Annotated in this window: 18 protein-coding genes; 11 read left to right on the forward strand and 7 right to left on the reverse strand. The window is 72.8% G+C overall.

Annotated elements, in window-relative coordinates; all coding sequences use genetic code 11:
- Positions 1-14: 14 nt before the first annotated feature.
- Together HNP44_RS16995 and HNP44_RS17000 are read left to right on the forward strand one after the other, a co-directional pair.
- Entirely contained in the window at positions 15-869 is an 855-nt protein-coding gene (locus HNP44_RS16995) for a TIGR02569 family protein (RefSeq protein ID WP_259142437.1), read from the forward strand.
- Positions 857-1,543: a sirohydrochlorin chelatase gene (locus HNP44_RS17000; protein ID WP_259142439.1), complete on the forward strand. Its 687-nt coding sequence runs from the start codon at positions 857-859 to the stop codon at positions 1,541-1,543. Before HNP44_RS16995 ends, HNP44_RS17000 begins: the two co-directional genes overlap by 13 nt.
- On the opposite strand, the gene HNP44_RS17005 is transcribed toward HNP44_RS17000, so the two are convergent.
- Together HNP44_RS17005 and HNP44_RS17010 are read right to left on the reverse strand one after the other, a co-directional pair.
- Positions 1,531-1,821, reverse strand: a complete 291-nt coding sequence (locus HNP44_RS17005) for an MGMT family protein (RefSeq protein WP_259142440.1) — start codon at positions 1,819-1,821, stop codon at positions 1,531-1,533. The two genes, HNP44_RS17000 and HNP44_RS17005, sit on opposite strands and share 13 nt — an antisense overlap.
- A gap of 4 nt (positions 1,822-1,825) precedes the next feature.
- Complete coding sequence (locus HNP44_RS17010) at positions 1,826-2,587, reverse strand: alpha/beta hydrolase (RefSeq protein ID WP_259142441.1); 762 nt, start codon at positions 2,585-2,587, stop codon at positions 1,826-1,828.
- A gap of 90 nt (positions 2,588-2,677) precedes the next feature.
- On the opposite strand from HNP44_RS17010, the gene HNP44_RS17015 reads away from it, so the two are divergent.
- Together HNP44_RS17015 and HNP44_RS17020 are read left to right on the forward strand one after the other, a co-directional pair.
- Positions 2,678-5,974 (forward strand): ATP-dependent helicase, encoded by a 3,297-nt coding sequence (locus HNP44_RS17015; protein WP_259142442.1) that lies wholly within the window; start codon positions 2,678-2,680, stop codon positions 5,972-5,974.
- Positions 5,967-9,329 (forward strand): ATP-dependent DNA helicase, encoded by a 3,363-nt coding sequence (locus HNP44_RS17020; RefSeq protein ID WP_259142443.1) that lies wholly within the window; start codon positions 5,967-5,969, stop codon positions 9,327-9,329. Before HNP44_RS17015 ends, HNP44_RS17020 begins: the two co-directional genes overlap by 8 nt.
- On the opposite strand, the gene HNP44_RS17025 is transcribed toward HNP44_RS17020, so the two are convergent.
- The gene (locus tag HNP44_RS17025) at positions 9,326-9,733 is read right to left on the reverse strand and encodes a DoxX family protein (protein ID WP_259142444.1); all 408 of its coding nucleotides are present in this window, start codon (positions 9,731-9,733) and stop codon (positions 9,326-9,328) included. The genes HNP44_RS17020 and HNP44_RS17025 overlap by 4 nt on opposite strands.
- 96 nt (positions 9,734-9,829) lie before the next feature.
- Between HNP44_RS17025 and HNP44_RS17030 the strand changes: the two genes are divergently transcribed.
- From HNP44_RS17030 to HNP44_RS17040, 3 genes are all read left to right on the forward strand, one after another.
- A complete protein-coding gene (locus HNP44_RS17030; RefSeq protein WP_259142445.1) occupies positions 9,830-10,933 on the forward strand; it encodes a potassium channel family protein in 1,104 nt (367 codons plus the stop codon).
- A gap of 91 nt (positions 10,934-11,024) precedes the next feature.
- Positions 11,025-11,618, forward strand: a complete 594-nt coding sequence (locus HNP44_RS17035) for a TetR/AcrR family transcriptional regulator (protein WP_259142446.1) — start codon at positions 11,025-11,027, stop codon at positions 11,616-11,618.
- Between the two features lie 38 nt (positions 11,619-11,656).
- Entirely contained in the window at positions 11,657-12,424 is a 768-nt protein-coding gene (locus HNP44_RS17040) for an SDR family oxidoreductase (RefSeq protein ID WP_259142447.1), read from the forward strand.
- Positions 12,425-12,428: 4 nt separating this feature from the next.
- On the opposite strand, the gene HNP44_RS17045 is transcribed toward HNP44_RS17040, so the two are convergent.
- Entirely contained in the window at positions 12,429-13,223 is a 795-nt protein-coding gene (locus HNP44_RS17045; protein ID WP_259142448.1) for a sulfurtransferase, read from the reverse strand.
- Positions 13,224-13,246: 23 nt separating this feature from the next.
- Here HNP44_RS17045 and nudC point away from each other — a divergent pair, with 23 nt between their 5' ends.
- Positions 13,247-14,140 carry an NAD(+) diphosphatase gene (gene nudC, locus HNP44_RS17050; RefSeq protein WP_374758798.1) on the forward strand — a complete coding sequence of 298 codons (894 nt, stop codon included), beginning with the start codon at positions 13,247-13,249 and terminating at the stop codon, positions 14,138-14,140.
- Between the two features lie 259 nt (positions 14,141-14,399).
- Positions 14,400-14,957: a hypothetical protein gene (locus tag HNP44_RS17055; RefSeq protein WP_259142450.1), complete on the forward strand. Its 558-nt coding sequence runs from the start codon at positions 14,400-14,402 to the stop codon at positions 14,955-14,957.
- A gap of 29 nt (positions 14,958-14,986) precedes the next feature.
- Here the strand turns inward: HNP44_RS17055 and HNP44_RS17060 are convergent, their stop codons facing one another.
- Positions 14,987-15,226, reverse strand: a complete 240-nt coding sequence (locus HNP44_RS17060) for a mycoredoxin (RefSeq protein ID WP_259142451.1) — start codon at positions 15,224-15,226, stop codon at positions 14,987-14,989.
- A 77-nt stretch (positions 15,227-15,303) separates the two neighbouring features.
- Between HNP44_RS17060 and HNP44_RS17065 the strand changes: the two genes are divergently transcribed.
- Complete coding sequence (locus tag HNP44_RS17065; RefSeq protein WP_259142452.1) at positions 15,304-17,394, forward strand: ATP-dependent DNA helicase UvrD2; 2,091 nt, start codon at positions 15,304-15,306, stop codon at positions 17,392-17,394.
- A gap of 31 nt (positions 17,395-17,425) precedes the next feature.
- On the opposite strand, the gene HNP44_RS17070 is transcribed toward HNP44_RS17065, so the two are convergent.
- Complete coding sequence (locus HNP44_RS17070) at positions 17,426-18,268, reverse strand: siderophore-interacting protein (protein ID WP_259142453.1); 843 nt, start codon at positions 18,266-18,268, stop codon at positions 17,426-17,428.
- A 646-nt stretch (positions 18,269-18,914) separates the two neighbouring features.
- Here HNP44_RS17070 and HNP44_RS17075 point away from each other — a divergent pair.
- Complete coding sequence (locus HNP44_RS17075; protein WP_224647934.1) at positions 18,915-19,211, forward strand: WhiB family transcriptional regulator; 297 nt, start codon at positions 18,915-18,917, stop codon at positions 19,209-19,211.
- A gap of 248 nt (positions 19,212-19,459) precedes the next feature.
- Here HNP44_RS17075 and HNP44_RS17080 read toward each other — a convergent pair whose 3' ends face one another.
- Entirely contained in the window at positions 19,460-20,776 is a 1,317-nt protein-coding gene (locus tag HNP44_RS17080) for an ABC1 kinase family protein (protein ID WP_259142454.1), read from the reverse strand.
- Between the last annotated feature and the right edge of the window lies 1 nt (position 20,777).

Consider the following 20,777-nt stretch of genomic DNA (forward strand, 5'->3'; position numbering starts at 1 on the left):
GTAGATTTCATGAGGTGAGCCCCGTCGAACCTCCCGCGCACGTCCTGTCCACCTTCGGCCTGGACGAGACCGAGCCGATCGCACTCGGCGCCGAGTGGGACGGCGGCTGGCGCTGCGGCGAAGTGGTGCTCTCGCTCATCGCCGACCACGCCCGCGCCGCGTGGTCGGCGCAGGTACGGGAGGACCTCTACGTCGAGGGCATGCGCCTGGCCCGGCCCTTCCGCGCCACCGACGGCCGGTACGTGGTCTCGAGCTGGCGGGCCGATACGTTCATCGCCGGCTCGGCCGAGCCGCGCTTCGACGAGATCATCTCCATGGCGAACCGCCTGCACGAGGTGACGGCCAAGCTCGAGCGGCCGCGCTTCCTCGCCTCGCCCACCGTGGCACCGTTCACGGACGTCGACTACTTCGGCTTCGCCGATCGCGCCGCGTGGGAGGACAAGCCGCTTGCCATGGCGCGCAAGCTCGGCGCCCTGGACGAGACGGTGGAGCACCGGGAGCGCGCCGTCGAGCTGGTGATGGAGCTCGCCGCGCTGCGCACGCCGGTGCAGGAGGCGCCGCAGCTGGTCCACGGCGATCTCGCCAGCTCCGTGCTCTTCGCGGGCGCCGCCGCGCCGGGCATCACCGACTTCACGCCGTACTGGCGCCCGCCCACGTGGGCCGCGGCGGTCGTCGCCGTCGACGGGCTCTCCTGGGGCGGCGCCGACGACGGCCTCCTCATGCGGTGGGCGGACCTGCCCGAGTGGCCGCAGATGGTGCTGCGCGCCCTGATCTTCCGGCTCGCCGTGCACGCCGTGCACCCGCGCTCCGAGGCCGAGGCGCTGCCCGGCCTCGAGCACATCGTCGAGATCGGCCGGTGGCTGCTCTGACCGGTGCCTCGGCGCAGCGGCGGATCCTCGTCGCGCACGGCACCCGTTCGGCGTCCGGCATCGCCACGGCCCACGCGATCGCCGATGCCGTCGGCGCGCGCACCGGCCCGGTCGACGTCGCCTTCGTCGACGTGCGGGGCCCGTCACCGTCGGACCTGCTGCGCGAGTCCGCACGCCCGACGGTGCTGGTACCCGCCTTCCTTGCCGTCGGCTACCACGTGCGCACCGACGTGCCCCGGCACGTCGCGGCGAGCGGGCATCCCGCCGTCACCGTCAGCGCGGCGCTGGGCCCGGACCGCGCGCTGGTCGGGGCGCTGCTGCGCCGGCTCCGCGAGGCGGGGTGGCGGTCCGGCGATGTCGTGGTCCTCGGCGCGACCGGCTCGTCGGACCCGCACGCCCGCGCGGATGTGCGGACGATGGCCGGGTACCTCGGCGAGGCCGTGGGTGGCGTGGTCGAGGTGGGCTTCCTCGCCGCCGGCAGCCCGACGGTGGCGGACGCGGTCGCAGCCGCGCGGGTCCCGGGGCGGCGGATCTTCCTCGCCGCGTACCAGCTGGCGGAGGGGCTGTTCCACGACCGGCTCGCGGCGGCGGGCGCCGACGGGGTGGCCGCGCCGCTCGGGGCCGCGCCCGAGGTGATCGACCTGCTCGTCGAGAGGTTCGCTCAGAGGCGGTAGTCGCGCAGGGGGATCCGGTCGCCGTCGGCGAGCACGCCTTCGGCGCGCAGGCGCTCCAGCTGCTGCGTCGCGATGTGTGCCGCGGGCCGCCCGCTGGCCGGTACGACCCGGTGCCACGGCAGGTCGGAGGCGTCGGTGCGCATCACCCAGCCGACGATCCGCGGCGAGCTCAGGTCCAGCTCCCCGGCGATGTCGCCGTAGGTGCGCACCCGGCCGGGCGGGATCGCCTCGATCAGCGCCCGCACCGCCTCGACCTGCTCCTCGGTGACCTTCGCCATCGGCCTATCCGATCAGGCGGCGCGCGTACTCGCCGACAGTCATCGGGATCTCCTGCGCCACCATGTGGTCCGACGGCACCGCGATCACCTCGACGGCGCCTGGCATCGCCGCCAGCTGCGCGTCGGTGACGAAGTGGGCGCGCTCGGCGCGCAGCAGCACCGTCGGGATCGACGACGGTGCGCCGACGGCGGGGCGGGCCAGCTCGCCCCACAGCGCCGCGACCGCGGCGCAGCTGATGTCCCACTCCCAGCGGCCGGAGTCGCGCCGCACCAGGTGCTCGGCGATCTCGTCGTCGATCACCGGCTCGGGCACCTGCGCCCAGGCTCCGGACCGCTTCTCCTGCTTCGCCTCCTCGGGCGAAGTGAAGTCGAAGAATTCGATGGTCTGCGCGGCGATGGTGCCGCACATCTCGGGGTCGAGCTCCTGCGCGGGATCGAGCAGCAGGAGCGCGCGCACCAGGTCGGGCTGGGCGGCGGCCAGCCGGCAGGCGAGCGCGCCGCCGAGCGAGTGGCCGATCACTGTGACGGGTCCGCCGCCGTGCCGCTCGACCACCTCGGCCAGATCCGCAACGTGCTGCTCCAGATGCCAGGGAGGCGCCCACGTCGAGCGGGCGTGGCCGCGCAGGTCCGGGGCCAGCACGCGCACGCCCGGCAGCTCGTCGTCCGCGAACCGCCGCCAGCGCGCACCGTGGCCGGTGACGCCGTGGATCGCGAGCACGGTGGGCGTGCCCGGCGCGTCCGGGCCGTAGACGTGGGTGTTGAGCATGCACTCGATCATGCCCTGTGCGGTGCCCCCGCGAAGCTGTCGGTGGGCTGTGATGTGATCGACGGACGCGGTCGGAGAGGGGGTGCGCGCGTGAACGCCGGAACCGGAAATCGAGGGACCGACGGTGCGGGGAAGCACCGCCGGCCGCGCCTGCGGCTGCAGTACACGCCCCCGGAGCCGCCCGCCGTCCGCGAATGGGGCGGCACGATCGCCGCGCTCGCCTCGCCCGCCACGGGCGAGCTGCCCCTGGACGTGGGTGGCTGGGCGCCGTACCGGATCCGGGGTGGGCCGGGCACGGGCAAGACCTCGGCGTTGGTCGACATCGCGGTGGCGAAGCTCACCGACCCGTTCGTCGAGCCGGAGTCGGTGCTGCTCCTCACCGGCAACAAGCGGGCCGCCGGCGCGTTGCGGCGCGAGCTCTCCGCCCGGGTGCTCGCGGGCAACGAGGGCGTGCACGCCTCGGGCGAGCCGCTGGTGCGCACGGTGCACTCGTTGGCCTTCGCGGTGCTGCGGCTGCAGGCGTCCAGCACCGGCAGCCCGCCGCCGCGCCTCATCACCGGTTCGGAGCAGGACGCGGTGGTGCGGGAGCTGCTGCGCGGCAACGTGGAGGACGGCGGTGCCCACTGGCCGGAGCGGCTGCGGCCCGCGCTCGTCACCCACGGCTTCGCGGGCGCGCTCCGCGACCTGTTCGCGCAGGCCGCGCAGCGCGGCGCCGGCCCGGAGGAGATCGAGGACCTCGCGCGGCGGTACAACCGCGGGGAGTGGCTCGCGGCGGCGAACGCGCTGCGCGAGTACCAGGAGACCACGCTGCTGCGCGGCTCCGTCGGCCTCGCCGGCCCGCAGGCCGTCGCCCCGGCGGTGGACGCGGCCGAGCTCATTGACGCCGCCGTCACGGCGCTGGCCTCGGACGATGCGCTGCTGGCCCAGCAGCGCGAGCGCATCCGGTTCCTGCTGGTCGATGACGCACAGAACCTCGATCCGCTGGCATCGGCGCTGATCCGGCTGCTGGGCACGGGTACGGAGCTCACCGTGATCGCGGGCGATCCCGATCAGGCGGTCAACTCCTTCCGCGGCGCCAGCACCCGCTTCCTGCAGAACCTCGACGTCACGCCCGAGCGGGAAGTCCTGCTCGAGCGGAGCTTCCGCTTCGGCGAGGAGGTGGCGGGCGCCGTGAACCGCGTCTCCGCGCGGCTGCCGCACCGCTTCGGGGCGGTCGCGCCCGAGCGGCCGCGTCCCGGTACCGCCGCCGTCCGGCTGTTCTCCACCGCCGCGAAAGAGGCCGACGCGATCGCCGCGATGCTGCGCCGCGAGCACGTCCTGGGCGGCGTCCCGTGGGAGGACATGGCCGTCGTCGTGCGGTCCGTCTCCGCCTCGATCGCGCCTCTGCGCCGCGCGCTGGCCTACGCCGGCGTGCCGGTCACCGTGCCCGCGGACGACGTGCCGCTCGCCCGGCAGCGCGCCGTGCACGCGCTGCTCCTCGTGCTGCGCGCGGCCGTCGCGCCGCAGGGGCTCGATCCGGCGGAGGCTGTCTCGCTGCTGTCGGGCCCCGTCGGTGGCGGCGACCCGCTCACCGTGCGCCGCGTGCGGCGCGCGGTGCGCCGCGCCGATCCGGCGGAGGACCGCGGGTCCGCCGAGATCCTCACCGCGGTGCTCACCGGCGCGGCCGAGTTCGCGCCGTACAAGGCCATGCTCACCGAGCTCGAGGCGGAACCCGTGGAGCGAGTGCTCGCCGCGGTCCGGGCCGCCGGCGCCACGGCCGAGCACGGCACGGTCGAGGAGGTGCTGTGGTCGGCGTGGGCGGCCACCGGCCTCGCGGCCCGGTGGGGCGCGCTCGCCCTGCGCGGCGGCACCCTCGGCGGGCAGGCCGACCGCGACCTCGACGCGGTGATGGGCCTGTTCGACTCCGCCGCCGACTTCACCGACACCCTGCCCACCGCATCCGTGAGCGCCTTCGTCGAATACCTGGAGCAGCTGCAGATCCCGCGGTCCGACCGCGCTCGGGGGCGCAGCGGGCAGGCCACCGTCCCCGGCGTCACGCTGCTGTCGGCGCACAGCACCGTCGGGCGCGAGTGGGAGGTCGTCGCCGTGGCCGGGGTGCAGGAGGGGCGCTGGCCCAACCTGCGTCGCCGCGGCGGCCTGCTCGGCACTGACGAGCTGCTGGACGCGCTCGACGGGATGGATCCCGCGGCGCTGCCCACGGTCTCGCGGTCGCTGCCGCTGCTCGCGGAGGAGCGGCGGCTGCTGCTCGTCGCCTGTTCGCGAGCCCGCCGCACGCTGCTCATCACCGCCGTCGACACCGCGGACGGCGACGGCGACCTGGTGCCCTCGAGGTTCCTGCAGGGCATCGCGCCGTCGGGCGGCGACGATCCCGAGACCTATACGCCGGCGGTGGAGAGCTCCCCGTCGGCCTCGCTGGACCTGCGCACCCTCGTGGCCGTGCTGCGCACCGCCGCCTGCGATCCCGCGCGCGAACCGGAGGAGCGCGCTCACGCGGCGCGGCAGCTCGCCCGGCTCGCGGCCGACCGCGTCCCCGGAGCGCACCCGGACAGCTGGTACGGCGTGGCCGGCGCCAGCACCGACGATCCGCTGTGGTCGCCGGAGGACGGGCCGGTGGCGCTGTCCCCGTCGAACGTGGAGGCGCTCTCGGCGTGCTCGCTGCGCTGGATGCTGGAGCGCTTCGGCGGCAGCGACGGCGACTCCGCGAAACAGGCCACGGGCAACCTGGTGCACACCCTGGTGCAGGCGGTGGCGGGCCGCATCCCCAAGGACGAGGTGACCCGCTCGCTGGAGAAGGTCTGGGACCGCGTGGATCTGGAGGCCGACTGGTTCGCGCAGCGGGAGCTGGCGCGCACCGAGGAGATGCTGGAGTCCTTCCGATCCTGGCTCGCGGGCAGCCGCGGCGAGCTCACCGAGGCCGGCGTGGAGATCGGCGTCGACGCAGTGATCGAGGGTTCGGGGGACGATCCTGACGTGCGGATCCGCGGCCGGATCGACCGGCTGGAACGCGACCCTCTCGGGAGGGCCGTCGTGGTGGACGTCAAGACCGGTCGCACCCTCCCCACGCAGGCGGAGGGGCAGGCCCAGGCGCAGCTGCGCACGTACCAGGTGGCCCTCGCGCACGGCGGGATCGGCGGCGTCCCGGAGACCCCGGGTGGCGGCAAGCTGGTGTACGTCGCGAAGGCGCACAACAAGACCGGCGCCACCGTCCGCGAGCAGGACGCGCTCACCCCGGCCGACGTGGACGAATGGCTCGGCGTGATCCGCGAGGCCGCGCGCCGCACCCGGGGGCCGGAGTTCCCCGCCACCCTGAACGCGTCGTGCCAGTACTGCGCGGTGGCGTCGTGCTGTCCGGTCGTGGACAAGGGGAGGAGCGTCGTCGATGACTGAGGTATTCCCGCACGCGCCGCTGATCTCGGCGGTCGACCTGGCGCACGAGCTGGGCCAGGCCTTCGCGCCGACCGAGGAGCAGCGCGCCGTCATCGAGGCGCCCCTCGGGCCGTGCCTGGTCGTCGCCGGGGCGGGCGCGGGCAAGACGGAGACGATGGCCGGGCGCGTGGTGTGGCTCATCGCCAACCGCTACGTCACGCCCGACCAAGTCCTCGGCCTCACCTTCACCCGGAAGGCCGCGCAGCAGCTGATGATCCGCGTGCGCAAGCGCCTCGCTCGCCTCGCCGGGGCGCCCGTCGTCGACCGGATCGACCCGTCGGGGGAGTTGCGGGCGTCACTGCGCACCGTCGAGCCCGAGATCGGCACCTACCACGCCTACGCGGGGCGACTACTCGGCGATTACGGCATGCTGCTGCCGGTCGAGCCGTCAGTGCGCCTCGTCTCCGAGACCGAGCGGTGGCAGATCGCGTACGACGTGGTCACCGGGTGGGACGAGGCGCTGGAGCTGGACCGGAATCCGGCGAACCTCACGGAGTGGGTGCTCGGGTTGTCCGGCGCGCTCGCCGACCACCTCGTCACGCCCGATCAGCTGGAGGCCGACGACGACGAGCTGGAGCGCCTGATCGGGCTGCTGCCGCCCGGGCCGCGGCAGCGGGCCGCGCCGAACGCGGCGCTGCTCAAGGCCGCCGAGGTGCAGGAGCAGCGGCGCAGGCTGATCCCGCTGGTGCGGGCCGTCGCCGCGGAGATGCGGGCCCGCGAGGTACTCGACTTCGGCAGCCAGATGGGGCTCGCCGCGCAGCTCGCGCTCGCCAATCCCGACGTCGCGGGCCTCGAACGGGCACGGTTCGGCGCCGTCCTGCTCGACGAGTACCAGGACACCGGGCACGCGCAGCGCATGCTGCTGGCGTCCCTGTTCGGCGGACCGTCGGGCGCCGCCGCCGTGACCGCCGTGGGCGATCCGATCCAGTCGATCTACGGCTGGCGCGGCGCGTCGGCGGCGAACCTGCCGCGCTTTGCCACGGACTTCCCGCAGGCCGACGGCAGCCCCGCCCCGCGCCGCGAGCTGCTCACCAGCTGGCGCAATCCGACGGGCGCGCTGGACCTCGCCAACGCCGTCTCCGAGGACCTGCGCAGCCGCGGCGTCCCCGTCTCCGAGCTCAAGGCGCGGCCGGACGCGCCGGAGGGCGACCTGCGGATCTCCCTGCACTCCACCGTCATCGACGAGCGCGACTGGGCCGCCGACGCGATCGCCGAGCAGTGGCGCGGCCGCATCGAGGCGGGGCAGGAGCCGCCGACGGTGGCCGTGCTCGTGCGCCGCAACGCCGACTCCGCGGGTATCGCCGCCGCTCTCGGCGAGCGCGGCGTGCCCGTCGAGGTCGTGGGCCTCGGCGGGCTGCTGAGCACGCCCGAGGTGCAGGACGTGGTCGCGCTGCTGCGGCTTGCCGTCGAACCGCTCGCCGGCACCGCCGCGATGCGGCTGCTGACCGGCCCGCGGTGGCAGCTCGGCGCCGCCGACCTGCGGGCCCTGTGGAACCGCGCGCGCCGGATCGCGCACACCACCGGTCGGGCGGCCGCGGGCGCCGTCGCCACCCCCGAGCAGCTGGACGCTGCCCTCGACGCCGCGCTGCCCTCGGAGAGCCTGGACGCTGCGGGCCTCGGCGACGCGATCGCCGATCCGGGGCCGGACGCCGACTATTCGGCCGCGGGCCTGGCGAAGATCCGCTCGCTGGACCGCGAGGTGCGGCACGTCCGCGAACGCCTCGGGCACCCGCTGCCCGAGGTCGTGGCCGAGGCCGAGCGGGTGCTGGGCGTGAGCATCGAGACCCGCATCCGCGCGTCCCGGCAGCTGGGCGGCCGCGCCACCGGCCGAGAGCACCTCGACGCCTTCGCCGACGTGGTCGTCTCCTACGCCGAGCGGCCCACCGCGACCCTGCCCGGGCTCCTCGCCTTCCTCGCCGCCGCGGAGAAGGTCGAGGGCGGCCTTACTCCGGGCGACGTGGAGGTCGCCACCGACCGGGTGCAGGTGCTCACGGTGCACTCCGCCAAGGGCCTCGAATGGGACGTGGTGGCCGTGCCGCACCTGTCGGAGGGCATCTTCCCGTCGAACCGGGCGCTGCCCACCTGGCTGTCGACGCCCGCCGAGCTGCAGCCGGACCTACGCGGCGATCTCGCCGAACCGGGCGGCTCCGTTGACGATGGGCCCGCTCGCTCCGCTCCCGGCGCCGGTGACGGCGTGCCTCGGCTCGACCTGGACGGCTGCAACAACCGCAAGGACCTCGAGGACGCCCTGGATGCGCACCGCAAGGCGCTCAAGGGCATGAACATGCATGAGGACGAGCGCCTGTTCTACGTCGCGGTCACGCGCACCCAGTCGGTGCTCCTGCTTTCCGGGCACTACTGGAGCGAGGACGTGAAGACGCCGAAGGCACCGTCGCGCTTCCTGGTCGCGGCGCGCGACCACGCGCCTGAGGCCGTCACCGGGTGGGCCGCCGAGCCCCTCGAGGACGCGCCCAACCCACTGGAGACCGAGCCGATCCGGCTGGCCTGGCCGCGTGACTTCCTCGGCGCCCACCGCGCCGACGTGGACGCCGGCGCGGAACTGGTGCTCGCCGAGCTCGGCCGCGGCGCCGACGAGCCCGATCCGGACGAGGCCGACCCGTACGGCTGGGCCGCCGAGGTCACCGCCCTCCTCGCCGAGCGCGCCCGGCAGGCGCAGTTGGAGCTGGAAGTCGCCGTTCCCCGCGAGGTCTCGGTGAGCCAGCTGGTGGAGCTGCGGCGCAGCCCGGCGACGTTCGCGAGTCGCCTGCGCAGGCCCGTGCCGTTCAAGCCGAACCCGTACGCGCGGCGCGGCACCGCCTTCCACGCCTGGCTCGAGCGCCGGTACGGGGCGTCACGGCTGCTCGACCTCGACGAGCTGCCCGGCGCGGCCGACGGCGACGCCGGCGCCGACGAGAACCTCGCGCTGCTGCAGCGGCGGTTCGAGGAGAGCGAGTGGGCGGCGCGCACCCCGGTCGACATCGAGGTGCCCTTCGAGATCGCCGCCGCGGGCACCGTCGTCCGCGGCCGGATGGACGCCGTCTTCCGCGACCCGGGCGGCGGATTCACCGTCGTCGATTGGAAGACGGGCGTGCGGCCCACCGAGCCCGCCGACGAACGCGCCGCCGCGGTGCAACTCGCCGCGTACCGGCTGGCGTGGGCCCGGCTGCGGGACGTGCCCGTTGACGACGTGCGTGCGGCCTTCTTCTACGTGCGCTCCGGGGAGACGGTGGCACCGTCTGACCTGATCGAGCACCAGGGCCTCGCGGACCTGATCACGAGCGCCGGCGAGGACCGGGGCGTCGCGGGGGAGAGCTAGGCGGCGGCGCCCTTGTCGCGCGCGATCTTCACGGCCGAGACGATCATCGGCAGCTGCAGCGGCAGGCGGGCGTAGGCACCGAGCTTCAGCGGCAGCGGCTTGTCCGACCACTGCTGCGCCATGTGCACGTTGGCGGGAAAGACCGCGGCGAACAGCGTGGCCGCGGCGACGCCGCCCAGCCGGCGGGTCTTCGGCGCGGCCAGCAGCGCGGCGGTGGTCAGCTCCGCGACGCCCGAGAGCTGTGTCGCGCGCCGGGGCGTCAGGCCCAGCGGAAGATTCGGCGGCACGATTGAATCGAAGGGCTTCGGCGCGACGAAGTGCAGGGCGCCCATCCCGGCGAGGGACAGGGCCATGCCGCGGGCGAGCTTGTCGGTGCGACGGGCGGGACCGTGTGTGGACAGCATCTGCAGATTGTGGCAGATTGCTCGTCGGCTCCGCCGGACGTGCTAGACCGGACGGGTAACGACCAGCAATTCTCGCGAGGAATCGTCCAGGTAGGTATGTCCGCACGCACCACGTTCCGCAGACGGAGCAAATCCGAACTGACGGATCTCCCCGACCACGCGCTGGTCAGCGTCCTGCGCATCCCCGCGGGGGACTCCACCAACCCGTGGCGCGCCATCGGCGCCCGGGTCCTGGTCGCGCTGGGAGCGCTCTTCCTGGCGGTGTTCATCGTCTACGTCGAGCGCGACGGCTACCGGGACTCCGCGATCGAAGCGGGGCTCGAGGGCAAGACGACGCTGACCTTCCTCGACTGCCTCTACTACGCCACCGTCTCCCTTTCGACCACGGGCTACGGCGACATCACCCCGGTCACCCAATCCGCGCGCCTGATCAACGTCCTGCTGATCACCCCGCTGCGCATTCTCTTCCTCATCGTCTTGGTCGGAACCACGCTCCAGGTGCTCACGGAGCGGTCCCGCCAGGCATTCAAGATCCAACGTTGGAGGTCAGCGGTGCACAACCACACGATCGTCGTGGGCTACGGCACGAAGGGCCGCACAGCGGTCAGCGCGATGATCAACGACGGCATTGAGCCCAGCAAGATCGTCGTCGTCGACACCGACCAGGCCGCACTCGAGGTCGCCGAGATCGACGGGCTGGTCACTGTCCGCGGCGATGCCACGAAGGCCGACGTGCTCCGGCTCGCCGGCGCCCCGCGCGCCGCGTCGATCATCATCGGCGCCAACCGCGACGACGCCGCGGTGATGGTCACGCTGACCGCCCGCGAGCTCGCGCCGCGCGCCAAGATCGTCGCCTCGATCCGCGAGTCCGAGAACACCCATCTGCTGCGCCAGTCCGGCGCCGACTCGGTGGTCGTCTCCTCGGAGACGGCAGGCCGCCTGCTCGGCATGGCGACTACCACCCCGTCGGTGGTGGAGATGATCGAGGATCTCCTCTCGCCCGGCGACGGCTTCAACATCGCCGAGCGCGAGGTGACCCGCGTCGAGGTGGGCCGCTCGCCGCGGCACCTGCCGAACATCGTGTTGGGCGTGGTCCGCAAGGGCAACCTGTACCGCGTCGACTCACCTGCGGTCGCGGTCGTCGAGGCCGGCGACCGGCTGCTGTTCGTCCGCAACGCCGATGTGAAGGCTTCCGGCTAGCCGCGGATCGGTTCGATGACGCGGGCCCCGCCCGCAAGCGCAGACACCGACGATTTTAGATCTAGAGGTACATAACTGCTACGGTGAGCGCATGCCCCGCCCGATGACGTTCGACCCGGATGCCGCGACCGACGCTGCGATGCAGGTTTTCTGGCGGCAGGGGTACGCGGGCGCGACGCCCGCGACCCTCGAGGCTGCGATGGGGATCGGCCGCAGCAGCCTCTACAACTCCTTCGGTAGTAAGCAGGAGCTGTACCTGCGCGCCCTCGACCACTACGCCCGTGAGGAATCGCGGCAGGTCGTCGAGATCCTCGCGGCGCAGGGCCCGGTCCTGCCCCGGCTGCGCGCCGTCATCGACCACGTGGTCGCGCTCTCGCTGCGCGATGCAGAGCACCGCGGATGCCTCGTCACGAACGCCGCGATCGAACGCGCGCGGGACGACGACGCCGTGCGCGCGCTCCTGCAGCGCGTCCTGGATGAGCAGACCGCGGCGTTCGCCGACGCGATCGAAGCCGGCCGGCGCACGGGTGAGATCGCGGCCGGCGTCGACGCGGCGGCGACCGCGGGCTTCCTCGTCGCGGCACTCAACGGGATCCGGGTGCTCGCCCGGATCGACCCGTCCGAAGCTCGCCTCGCTGCGCTCGCGGACACCGCTCTCCGCGGGCTCGCCCCCGACGCGCCCTGAATCCGCCCGATCCGAACCGACGACACGAAGGACGAATCATGGACCTGCAGCTCACGGGCAAGACTGCGGTGGTGACTGGCGCCAGCAAGGGGATCGGGCTCGAGACCGCGCGGCTCCTCGCGCAGGAGGGTGCGACGGTCCACGGCGTCGCCCGCACTGTCCCCGAACCGGTGCCGGGCGTGACCTTCCTGGCACGCGACCTCACCGACCCGTCTGCCGCGGCCGGTCTGGCGGAGGACGTCGGCCCCGTCGACATCCTGGTCAACAACGTCGGCGCAGTGCTCCCGGCCAGCATGCTCGCGGAGGGTTTCCTCGGGATCGACGACGCGGCCTGGCTCGGCACGTTCGAGCTGAACCTGTTCGCCACCGTGCGCGTCACCCGCGCTCTGCTGCCGTCCTTGCTGGACCGCCGGGGCGTGATCATCAACGTCTCGTCGATCGGCGCCCGCGCCCCGTACCAGCCGGTCGACTACGGCGCGGCGAAGGCGGCTCTCACGAATCTGAGCAAGGCACTTGCGGAGGAGTTCGGCTCCGTCGGGCTTCGCTCCCTGACGGTCTCGCCCGGACCGACGCGTACCGCCAACTGGGGCGATCCGCAGGGCTACGCGGCGCACCTCGCCGGGCAGGCGGGCGTCCCCCTCGACGACTTCCTCGCCGGCGTGCCCGACGCGATGTCCATCGCGCTGGGCAGGCTCAGCGAGCCGGAGGAGACCGCCGCCCTGATCACCTATCTCGCCTCGCCGCGCGCGGCGAACCTCACCGGCGCCGACGTGATCGCCGACGGCGGCACGCTCAAGGCGGTGTAGCGCGTCAGTCGCCGGTCGCGGCGGGCCGCTCGGTGGCCGCGTACTGCGACCACGAGCCCGGGTAGAGCCGGCCGCCGGGGAAGCCCGCGTGCTCCGAGGTGAGCAGGTCGTGGCACGCCGTGACGCCGGAGCCGCAGTAGGCGATGAAGTCCTCGCCCGGCCGCAGGCCGGCCTCCTCGAACCGCGCACGGAGGGTCGCGCGGGGCAGCAGCGCACCGTCGGACACGTTCTCCCGGCACGGCACGCTGACCGCGCCGGGGATGTGGCCCGCGCGCGGGTCGACGGACTCGTTCTCGCCGCGGAACCGGTCCGCGGGGCGGGCGTCGATCACGGGGACCGTGCCGCCGGCCGCCTCATCGATCGACGCTAGACGGTCCGCGGGCCACGGTCGCGGCGTGAAGTGCGCGGGCGCGGGCTCGACGGTGCCTGTGTCGTCGAGGGGGCCGAGCGGACCGTCGAGCAGCGCGGCGGACTCGCCGAGCGCGCGCAGCAGCCACACGAGGCGCGCGGCCATGACGCCGCCAGCGTCGTCGTAGGCGACCACCGTCGCGCCGTCGCCGATGCCCGCCGCGGAGAGCCCCGCGGCGAAGGCCTCCGGGGTGGGCAACGGGTGCCGGCCCTCGGCGGACGACGCGGGCGCGGCGAGGTAGCCGTCGAGGTCGACGAACACCGCGCCCGGCAGGTGTCCGGCGTCGTAGGCCTCGCGGGTGGAGCGCCCATCGAGGTAGCAGCGGGTGTCGGCCAGGACCACGCCGGGGTTGGTCCGCACCCATGCGGCGTCCACGAACGGTTCGATCATGCGGTCAGCCTACGATGATGAGCGTGGCGAAGCTCAGTCTGACCGTGCCCCCGCTCCTCTCGCGCTATCACGTCGACCGCGCCGACGAACTGCGCGCCGACGAGACCGCGCTCGACTCGGCGTGGGCGACCGCGAAGGTGCTGCGCATCGACCCGCGCGGGCGCTTCGACCTCGACGACACCGCCCTCGTCTTCGCCCGCGGCCACGAGGTCGCGCCGTCGCGCCCGGCCGATGCGGTGCTGCTCGGCCGGGTCGACGGGGCGGTCGTCTTCGCGCTGCGCGTCGACGTCTTCGACGGCGCCGATCTGCGCATGCGCGGACACCTGCTCTCCGCGGTCGACTCGGCACTGCTCGCGCAGGCCCTCGGCATCCTCAATTGGCACGCCACCGCGGGGTTCTCGCCCGTCGACGGTGCGCCGACGCGCCCCGGCAAGGCCGGCTGGGTGCGCGCCACCGCCGACGGCCGCGAGGAGTTCCCCCGCACCGACGGCGCGATGATCACCCTGGTGCACGACGGCGGCGATCACGTTCTGCTCGGCCGCCAGCACCAGTGGCCGGAGCGGCTGTTCTCGCTGTTCGCCGGGTTCGTCGAGCCGGGCGAATCGCTGGAACAGTGCGTCGCGCGGGAGCTGCACGAGGAAGCGGGCATCGAGGTCGACGAGATCACCTACGTCGCCAGCCAGCCCTGGCCCTTCCCGCGCTCGCTGATGCTCGGCTTCACCGCCCGAGCCTCCCGCGACGCGGCGCTCGACTTCCGCGACGGCGAGATCGCCGAGGCGCGGTGGTTCAGCCGCAGGGAGGTCCGCGACGCGCTGGCCGTCGGCGACTGGAGCACCGACGCCCCCGACGCGCCCCTGCTGCTGCCCAACTCCATCTCCATCGCCCGCGCGATCACCGAGGCCTGGGCGGAGCAGTAGGTCGTGGGCGCGCAGCTCTCCGTCGAGTTCGCCCCTCATACCGAGGTCGCGGTGCGTGTCAGCAATAGCGCACTGAACAGCGACCCCTTCATCCCGGTGGTGCTCGCCGCGCTGTAGTGAAATCGGCCGATCTCCGATCGGCGATGCTCTCAGGGGATCGCGAAGCGAGAATCCGCTGATTTCCCGACGGGTGGTCTCCACCCGGATCTCCACCCGCGGGCCGAGGCCGTCCGGCCTCCGCGCTCGTAGCGTTCCTCCCATGAACTACCTACGCGGATTCCTCCCCTGGATCGTCCTGGCGATCGCCTCGTTCACCCTCGGTTGGTGGTGGGGCGCCGTGGCCGCGCTGGGGGCCGCCGTCGCGCTGCTGGCGCAGGACCGGCGCGCCGGGCGGGAGGCGGGCGCGCTCGAGTTCGGCGGCGCCGCCTACTTCGTCGCACTCGCGGCGCTCGCTTTCGTCGCGCCGCATTCGCCCCTCGAGGCCTACGACGGTGCGCTCTCGTCGGCGTGGCTCGCTGTGGTCGCCGGGATCGGGCTGGCCACGGGCCGCCCGTTCACCCTGGCCGTCGCACGCCGGTCCGTCGACGAGGAGACCGCGCGGCATCCGATGTTTCTGCACGTCAACACAGTGCTCACCGCTGTCTGGGCGGTGTCTTTCGCGACGACCGCGCTGCTGGGCGCGGCGAGCGTTGCGCTGAGCGAGCCGGAGCCGGTGCGGATCGCGGTCCAGGCGCTGGGCTTCGCCCTGCCGGCGCTGTTCACGCGGGCCTACGTCGCGCGGATCGGCGCGCGACGGGCCGTGCTCGCGGCTGCGTGAGCACGGAACGAGAAAAGTCGGCCGGAGGGTCAGACGCACAGCTTGCGCTTGACGTCGGCGAGGGACGGGTTGGTCGCGGTGGAACCGTCCTCGTACTTCACGGTGGGCACCGTCTGGTTGCCGCCGTTGACGCCCTCCACGAACTGGGCGGCCGCGGGATCCTCCTCGATGTTGATCTCGGTCCACTCGATCCCGTTGGCCTTGAGGCCCGTCTTGAGGCGGTTGCAGTAACCGCACCACGTGGTGGTGTACATCGTCAGCTGGCTCATGCCTTGACTCAACCACGCCGCGCCCGCACTTCTTCCCCGGCCCCGACCTGTCGGACCCGGCTGGAATACTCGACGGTGTGATCGAAGCACTGGACCCGGAACAGCAGGAGGCGGTTCTCGCGCCGCGTGGACCGGTGTGCGTGCTGGCGGGCGCGGGCACGGGCAAGACCCGCACCATCACCCACCGCATCGCGCACCAGGTGTCTACGGGGCATGTCGCCGCAGGTCAGGTCCTCGCCGTCACCTTCACGTCCCGGGCCGCGGGGGAGATGCGGGCGCGGCTGCGCGGGCTCGGCATCGGCGGTGGCGACGGGAACCCGGGCGTACAGGCCGTCACCTTCCACGCGGCCGCGATGCGGCAGCTGCGTTATTTCTGGCCCCGTGCGATCGGTGACACCCGCTGGGAGCTGCTCGACAACAAGTTCCCGGTGATCGGCCGCGCCGCCCGCGACTGCGATCTGCGGCCCGAGACCGACACGATCCGCGACCTGCTCAGCGAGATCGACTGGGCGAAGGCCTCCCTCGTCACGCCCGAGACGTACGCGAAGGCGGTCGAGGACGCGGGCCGCACCGCCCCCATGGCGCCGGGCACCGTAGCCGACGTCTACGCGGCGTACGAGCGGCGCAAGACCGATCAGGACGGCAACCGGCTACTCGACTTCGACGACCTGATCCTGGTCACGGCCGCCATCCTCGAGGACAACCAGCTCATCGCCGAGGAGTTCCGCGACCGCTACCGCAGTTTCGTCGTCGACGAGTACCAGGACGTCACGCCGCTGCAGCAGCAGCTGCTCAACGCCTGGCTCGGCGAGCGGGACGACCTCACCGTAGTGGGGGACGCGAACCAGACCATCTACTCCTTCACCGGCGCCACCCCGAACTACCTGCTCGACTTCACCCGCCGCTTCGAGGACGCCACCATCGTCCGGCTGCAGCGCGACTACCGCTCCACCCCGCAGGTCGTGGCGCTCGCCAACAAGGTGATCGGCGCGGCGCAGGGCCGCGTCGCCGGCACCCGCCTCGAACTGATCGGCCAGCGCCCCGAGGGGCCCGCCCCGATCTACGCCGAGGTCGACGACGAGCCCGCCGAGGCGAAGCTCGTCGCGAAGCGGATCCGCGAGCTGCTCGCCCGCGGCGTCCCCGCCAGCGAGATCGCCATCCTCTACCGCATCAACGCCCACTCGGCCGTCCACGAGGCCGCGCTCACCGAGGCGGGCGTCCCGTACCAGGTGCGCGGCGGCAGCGCCTTCTTCGAGCGGCCCGAGATCGGCCAGGCCGTGCGCGCGCTCATGGAACGCGCGAGCCAGTTCGGTGGCGTCGCGGGCGAGGAACTGCTCGCCCTGGTGAAGGGCGCGCTCGAGCCGCTGGGTCTCACCCCGGAGCCGCCCGACGGTGCGCGCGCCCTCGAGCGCTGGCAGGCGCTCGGCGCGCTCGTCGAGCTGACGGCCGACCTCGCGAAGGAGCGGCCGGGCCTCACGCTGGCCGAGCTGATCGGTGAACTCCGTGCCCGCGCCGAGGCCAAGCACCCGCCCACGATGCAAGGGGTCACGCTCTCGTCGCTGCACGCGGCGAAGGGCCTGGAGTGGGACGCGGTCTTCCTCGTCGGCCTCACCGAGGGTTCGGTGCCGATCTCGCAGGCCATCGCGAAGGGCGATCCCGAGCCGATCGAGGAGGAGCGCCGCTTGCTCTACGTCGGCGTCACCCGCGCCCGGGAGCACCTGCACCTGTCGTGGGCGCTGGCCCGCAACGAGGGCGGGCGCAAGACCCGCAAGCGCACCCGCTTTCTCGACGTCGTCGCCGGCCAGGCCGACGCGGGCCGGCCGCGCACCGAGTCCGGGCCGAGCAAGGGCAAGCGACGCACCTCGGACGTCTGTCGCGTGTGCGGCGGCATCCTCGACACCCGCGAGGAGAAGCTCCGCTCGCGCTGCGAGGACTGCCCGTCCGACCTCAACGACGCGCTGGTGGAGGCGCTGAAGATCTGGCGCACCGGGCAGGCTCGCGACCAGCAGGTCCCGCCGTACACGATCTTCTCCAATGCCACCCTGTTCGCGATCGCCGAGCACCTACCGCGCACGCGCGCGCAGCTGGTGCGGATCAACGGCATCGGGTCGACGAAGATCGACAAGTACGGCGACGAGGTACTCGCGCTCGTCTCTGAACACGCCTGACGCGCGGCGGCGTCCGGCCCGTCGGGCGGGTTCAGATGTCGAGGTCGTCGACCTCGGCGAAGGACTCGCCGCGCTCCATGAGCACGCCGAAGTGCGCGAGCCGCCGCTTGTCCACCGCCGTCGAATCCGTGGCGGCTTGCCAATAGCCGTAAGGCCGCACCTCGCCGCGCGGCAACCCACGCTCGCCCCGGAAGTGGTCGCGGATGGCGCGCATCTCCGTCCTCTCGCCGGCCGCCCACAGAGTGCTGCCCGACGGTGCCTCCCGCGCCGCGTCGAGCAGCGGGCCGCCGATGCGGATCACCTCGACGCCCGCGGGTGCGTCGATCTCGTCGATCACCTCTTGGTCCGCGGTGCGCACGTATGCGATGCCGTGGGCACCGTCGGGCCACTGGCGAAAGATGGAGTACAGCGCCGCGACGGCGGAGTCGTCGGCGAGGAGCAGGGCGGGACGCCCGGACTCGTGGTCGGGGACGAAATGCGGCCGCGGCCCGACGAGCGGCACCACGTCGCCGGGCCGGACCGCCTCGATCCACCGCATCATGGGGGAGTCGTGGCCGTGCCGCAGAACGTCGAGCTCGATCGTCTCGGTGGCCGGGTCGAAGGTGCGGACCGTGTAGATGCGCGACGCCGGCTCGCCGCCGTCGAGCGCGGGTACGGTCAGCCGCACCGCGAGATTGGGCAGCGTCCAGTCCGAGTGGACGACGGTGCCGCGCAGCGCGCCCCGGATCCGGACGAACGGGCCGGCTGCCTCGGTGACGGCGAGGACCGCCAGGGTGAGCGCCTGGATCTCGCGGGTGGCGTGGCCCTCGCTCGCGAGGACGGCGCGGGCGCGATCCTCGGTCAGCTCGCCGGCGTCATCGGGGCGGTCCGTCATCGGGGGTCCTCTCGTCGTGATGGAGCAGCTCAGAACAAAGGCTACCCTAAATCATTTCGATAGTCCGCACACTAGCTGCGCGGAAACCGGAAACGCGCAGGTCAAAAATAACTTGTGCGAATAGTTTCGTGCGCATACTGTGGAACACGACCGCACGGGATGACGCGCGAGGTACTGCCTCGCCGCCGGAACGTGATTGACCAGCGCGCGAAAGGAGGCAAACGAAATGAACAACGCAATCATCAACGCAAGCAAGCAGTTCACCGCAGCAGAGGGTGGAGTGTTCGCTGCAGTAGCGGTTCGTATCGAGGCCTCCCACGCCCTGCCCGGCATGTCGCCACGTTTGTGGCGACTGCGCCAGGAGCGGGCGACGTACGCCGTCGATCACGAACCGCTCACGCGCCCCGTGTGTCTTTCGCGACGAGGTTAGGTCTCAAGACCCACCTCTTCACATTCACCACGGGACCCGCAGCAGCGCGGAACCCGTGGATTCGCGGTTTCTCGTCACCCCCGCCCTGTCGGGGATCGAGGACCGCCACACGGTTCGCGCACCCACCCGGAAGAAACATTCCGTGCGCCTGACCGGGCGCCGCTACCGAGGCCACCTGAACCACAGGTGGAATGGTGACCAGAAGTGCCGACCATCATGGACGAACGACCAGTCGTCCGCACCATCGATTCGATCAGTATCACCAGGACGACCAGTATCGAGAGCCGCGTGCCCTGCCGGGCCGGGGATCCCGACCTCTGGTTCGCCGAGGCCCCGTCGGACCTCGAGCGGGCCAAGACCCTCTGCGAGACCTGCCCCCTCCAGCGTGCCTGCCTGGCCGCCGCCCTCGAGCGCGGCGAGCCCTGGGGCGTGTGGGGCGGCCAGATCTTCGAGCAGGGCGTCGTGATCGCGCGCAAGCGCCCGCGCGGCCGGCCGCGGAAGAATGCGGCCTGAGCGCAGTGAGCCCCGATCCGAGAGGATCGGGGCTCACTCGTTTCCGGGGAAGCGCGGCTCTGCCGCCCGGTGGTGATTCCAGGGTGCCCGAAGTCCTGGCGGAGGGCATCCGCCCGGGACCGGGGGCGGGCGACCTTCGGGGAGATCGAGCCCGCCGCGCGGAGTGGGCGGCCCGTAGGTCCGCGGAGCTCGGCGCTGTCGACCTCGCGACGGTGCTGCCGGTGTTCAGGTACCTGCTTAAGGGATGATCATTCGTCGCCGTCGAGTAGCGGCACCCAGTGCTCGACGATGGCGCGGTAAGGCGCTTCAGCCTCCATCTGCGAGCAGATGCCGACCATGCCGAGCAGGACGCGGAAGAGCATCACGTACTCGGGCGGCAGCGCGAGTTTGCGCCCGGTCTGGAACTGCTCACCGCGCACATCGGTCGCGGTGTACGCGGCCTTCATCAACCACTTGCGGGTGAAGTGGAAGCTCTCGGACCGCAGCGGATCCACGTACGGCGCGAGATAGCCGCGGATGTCCTCGGGCGTGATCTCGAGCCGCGGTGGGATGAAGCCCTGGCTGCGCAGCAGCGGGAACAGGGCCTCGTAGTCCTCGTCGCGGGCGAGGCGCAGGATCTTGCCGACCGCTGGTGGGATGCCCCCCGGGTACTCGGCGACGGCGCCGAAGTCGAGGGCGACGAGCCGCCCGTCGGGCGCGATCATGAAGTTCCCGGGGTGCGGGTCGCCGTGTAGCAGGCCTGTGCGGGCGGGTGCGCTCACCTCGAACTCAGTGAGCTTCGACGCGGCGTCGTTCCGCTCCTTCTGGGTGCCGTTCGCGATCACGTCGCGCAGCGGCCGACCGGTGACCCACTCGCTGATGATTACGGTGGGAGCGCTGGCGAACACCTTGGGCACCCGGACGTTCGGGTCACCGTCGAAGGCCTTGGCGAACTTGCGCTGGTTGGTGGCCTCGTACCGGTAGTCGAGCTCGGCCTCGGTGCGGTCGGTGAGCTCTTGCACCAGCGACTTCACGTCGGCGCCCGGCGTGAGCGGCTTGAGCACGGAGCTGAGCCGGCCGAGTGCCTTGAGGTCGGCGCGCAGAGCCTCGTCGGCACCCGGGTACTGGACCTTGACCGCGACCTCCCGGCCATCGGACCACACGCCGCGGTGCACCTGGCCGATGGACGCGGACGCCGCGGCCTCGTCGTCGAAGGAGATGAACCGGTCCCGCCAGCCCGTGCCCAACTGCTGGTCGAGCACCTTGTGCACGGTAGCCGCCGGCATGGGCGGCGCCTCGTTCTGCAGCTTCGCGAGGGCGTCGCGGTAAGGGGCGGCGTACTCCGCCGGCACGGCCGCCTCCATCACGCTCATGGCCTGGCCGAGCTTCATCGCGCCGCCCTTGAGCTGCCCTAGGACCTCGAAGAGCTGCTCCGCGGCCTTCGCCTGCAGCTCAGCGTTCACCTCGTCCCTGTCGGCGCCGGCGAGCCGCTTGCCCCAGCCCACCGCGGTACGGCTGGCCATCCCCAGCGGCAGCCCTGCCAGCTTGGCCGTGCGCTTCGCACTGCCACGGGTGATCTCGGACATC

This window comes from Tsukamurella ocularis, assembly GCF_024807615.1.
GTDB lineage: Bacteria > Actinomycetota > Actinomycetes > Mycobacteriales > Mycobacteriaceae > Tsukamurella > Tsukamurella ocularis.

Bases quoted from the DNA above. Each gene is read 5' to 3' on its own strand.
- HNP44_RS17005 (WP_259142440.1), bottom strand. From the start codon at position 1,821: ATGGCGAAGGTCACCGAGGAGCAGGTCGAGGCGGTGCGGGCGCTGATC.
- HNP44_RS17010 (WP_259142441.1), bottom strand. From the start codon at position 2,587: ATGCTCAACACCCACGTCTACGGCCCGGACGCGCCGGGCACGCCCACC.
- HNP44_RS17020 (WP_259142443.1), top strand. From the start codon at position 5,967: ATGACTGAGGTATTCCCGCACGCGCCGCTGATCTCGGCGGTCGACCTG.
- HNP44_RS17025 (WP_259142444.1), bottom strand. From the start codon at position 9,733: ATGCTGTCCACACACGGTCCCGCCCGTCGCACCGACAAGCTCGCCCGC.
- HNP44_RS17030 (WP_259142445.1), top strand. From the start codon at position 9,830: ATGTCCGCACGCACCACGTTCCGCAGACGGAGCAAATCCGAACTGACG.
- HNP44_RS17035 (WP_259142446.1), top strand. From the start codon at position 11,025: ATGCCCCGCCCGATGACGTTCGACCCGGATGCCGCGACCGACGCTGCG.
- HNP44_RS17040 (WP_259142447.1), top strand. From the start codon at position 11,657: ATGGACCTGCAGCTCACGGGCAAGACTGCGGTGGTGACTGGCGCCAGC.
- HNP44_RS17045 (WP_259142448.1), bottom strand. From the start codon at position 13,223: ATGATCGAACCGTTCGTGGACGCCGCATGGGTGCGGACCAACCCCGGC.
- HNP44_RS17055 (WP_259142450.1), top strand. From the start codon at position 14,400: ATGAACTACCTACGCGGATTCCTCCCCTGGATCGTCCTGGCGATCGCC.
- HNP44_RS17060 (WP_259142451.1), bottom strand. From the start codon at position 15,226: ATGAGCCAGCTGACGATGTACACCACCACGTGGTGCGGTTACTGCAAC.
- HNP44_RS17070 (WP_259142453.1), bottom strand. From the start codon at position 18,268: ATGACGGACCGCCCCGATGACGCCGGCGAGCTGACCGAGGATCGCGCC.
- HNP44_RS17075 (WP_224647934.1), top strand. From the start codon at position 18,915: ATGGACGAACGACCAGTCGTCCGCACCATCGATTCGATCAGTATCACC.
- HNP44_RS17080 (WP_259142454.1), bottom strand. From the start codon at position 20,776: ATGTCCGAGATCACCCGTGGCAGTGCGAAGCGCACGGCCAAGCTGGCA.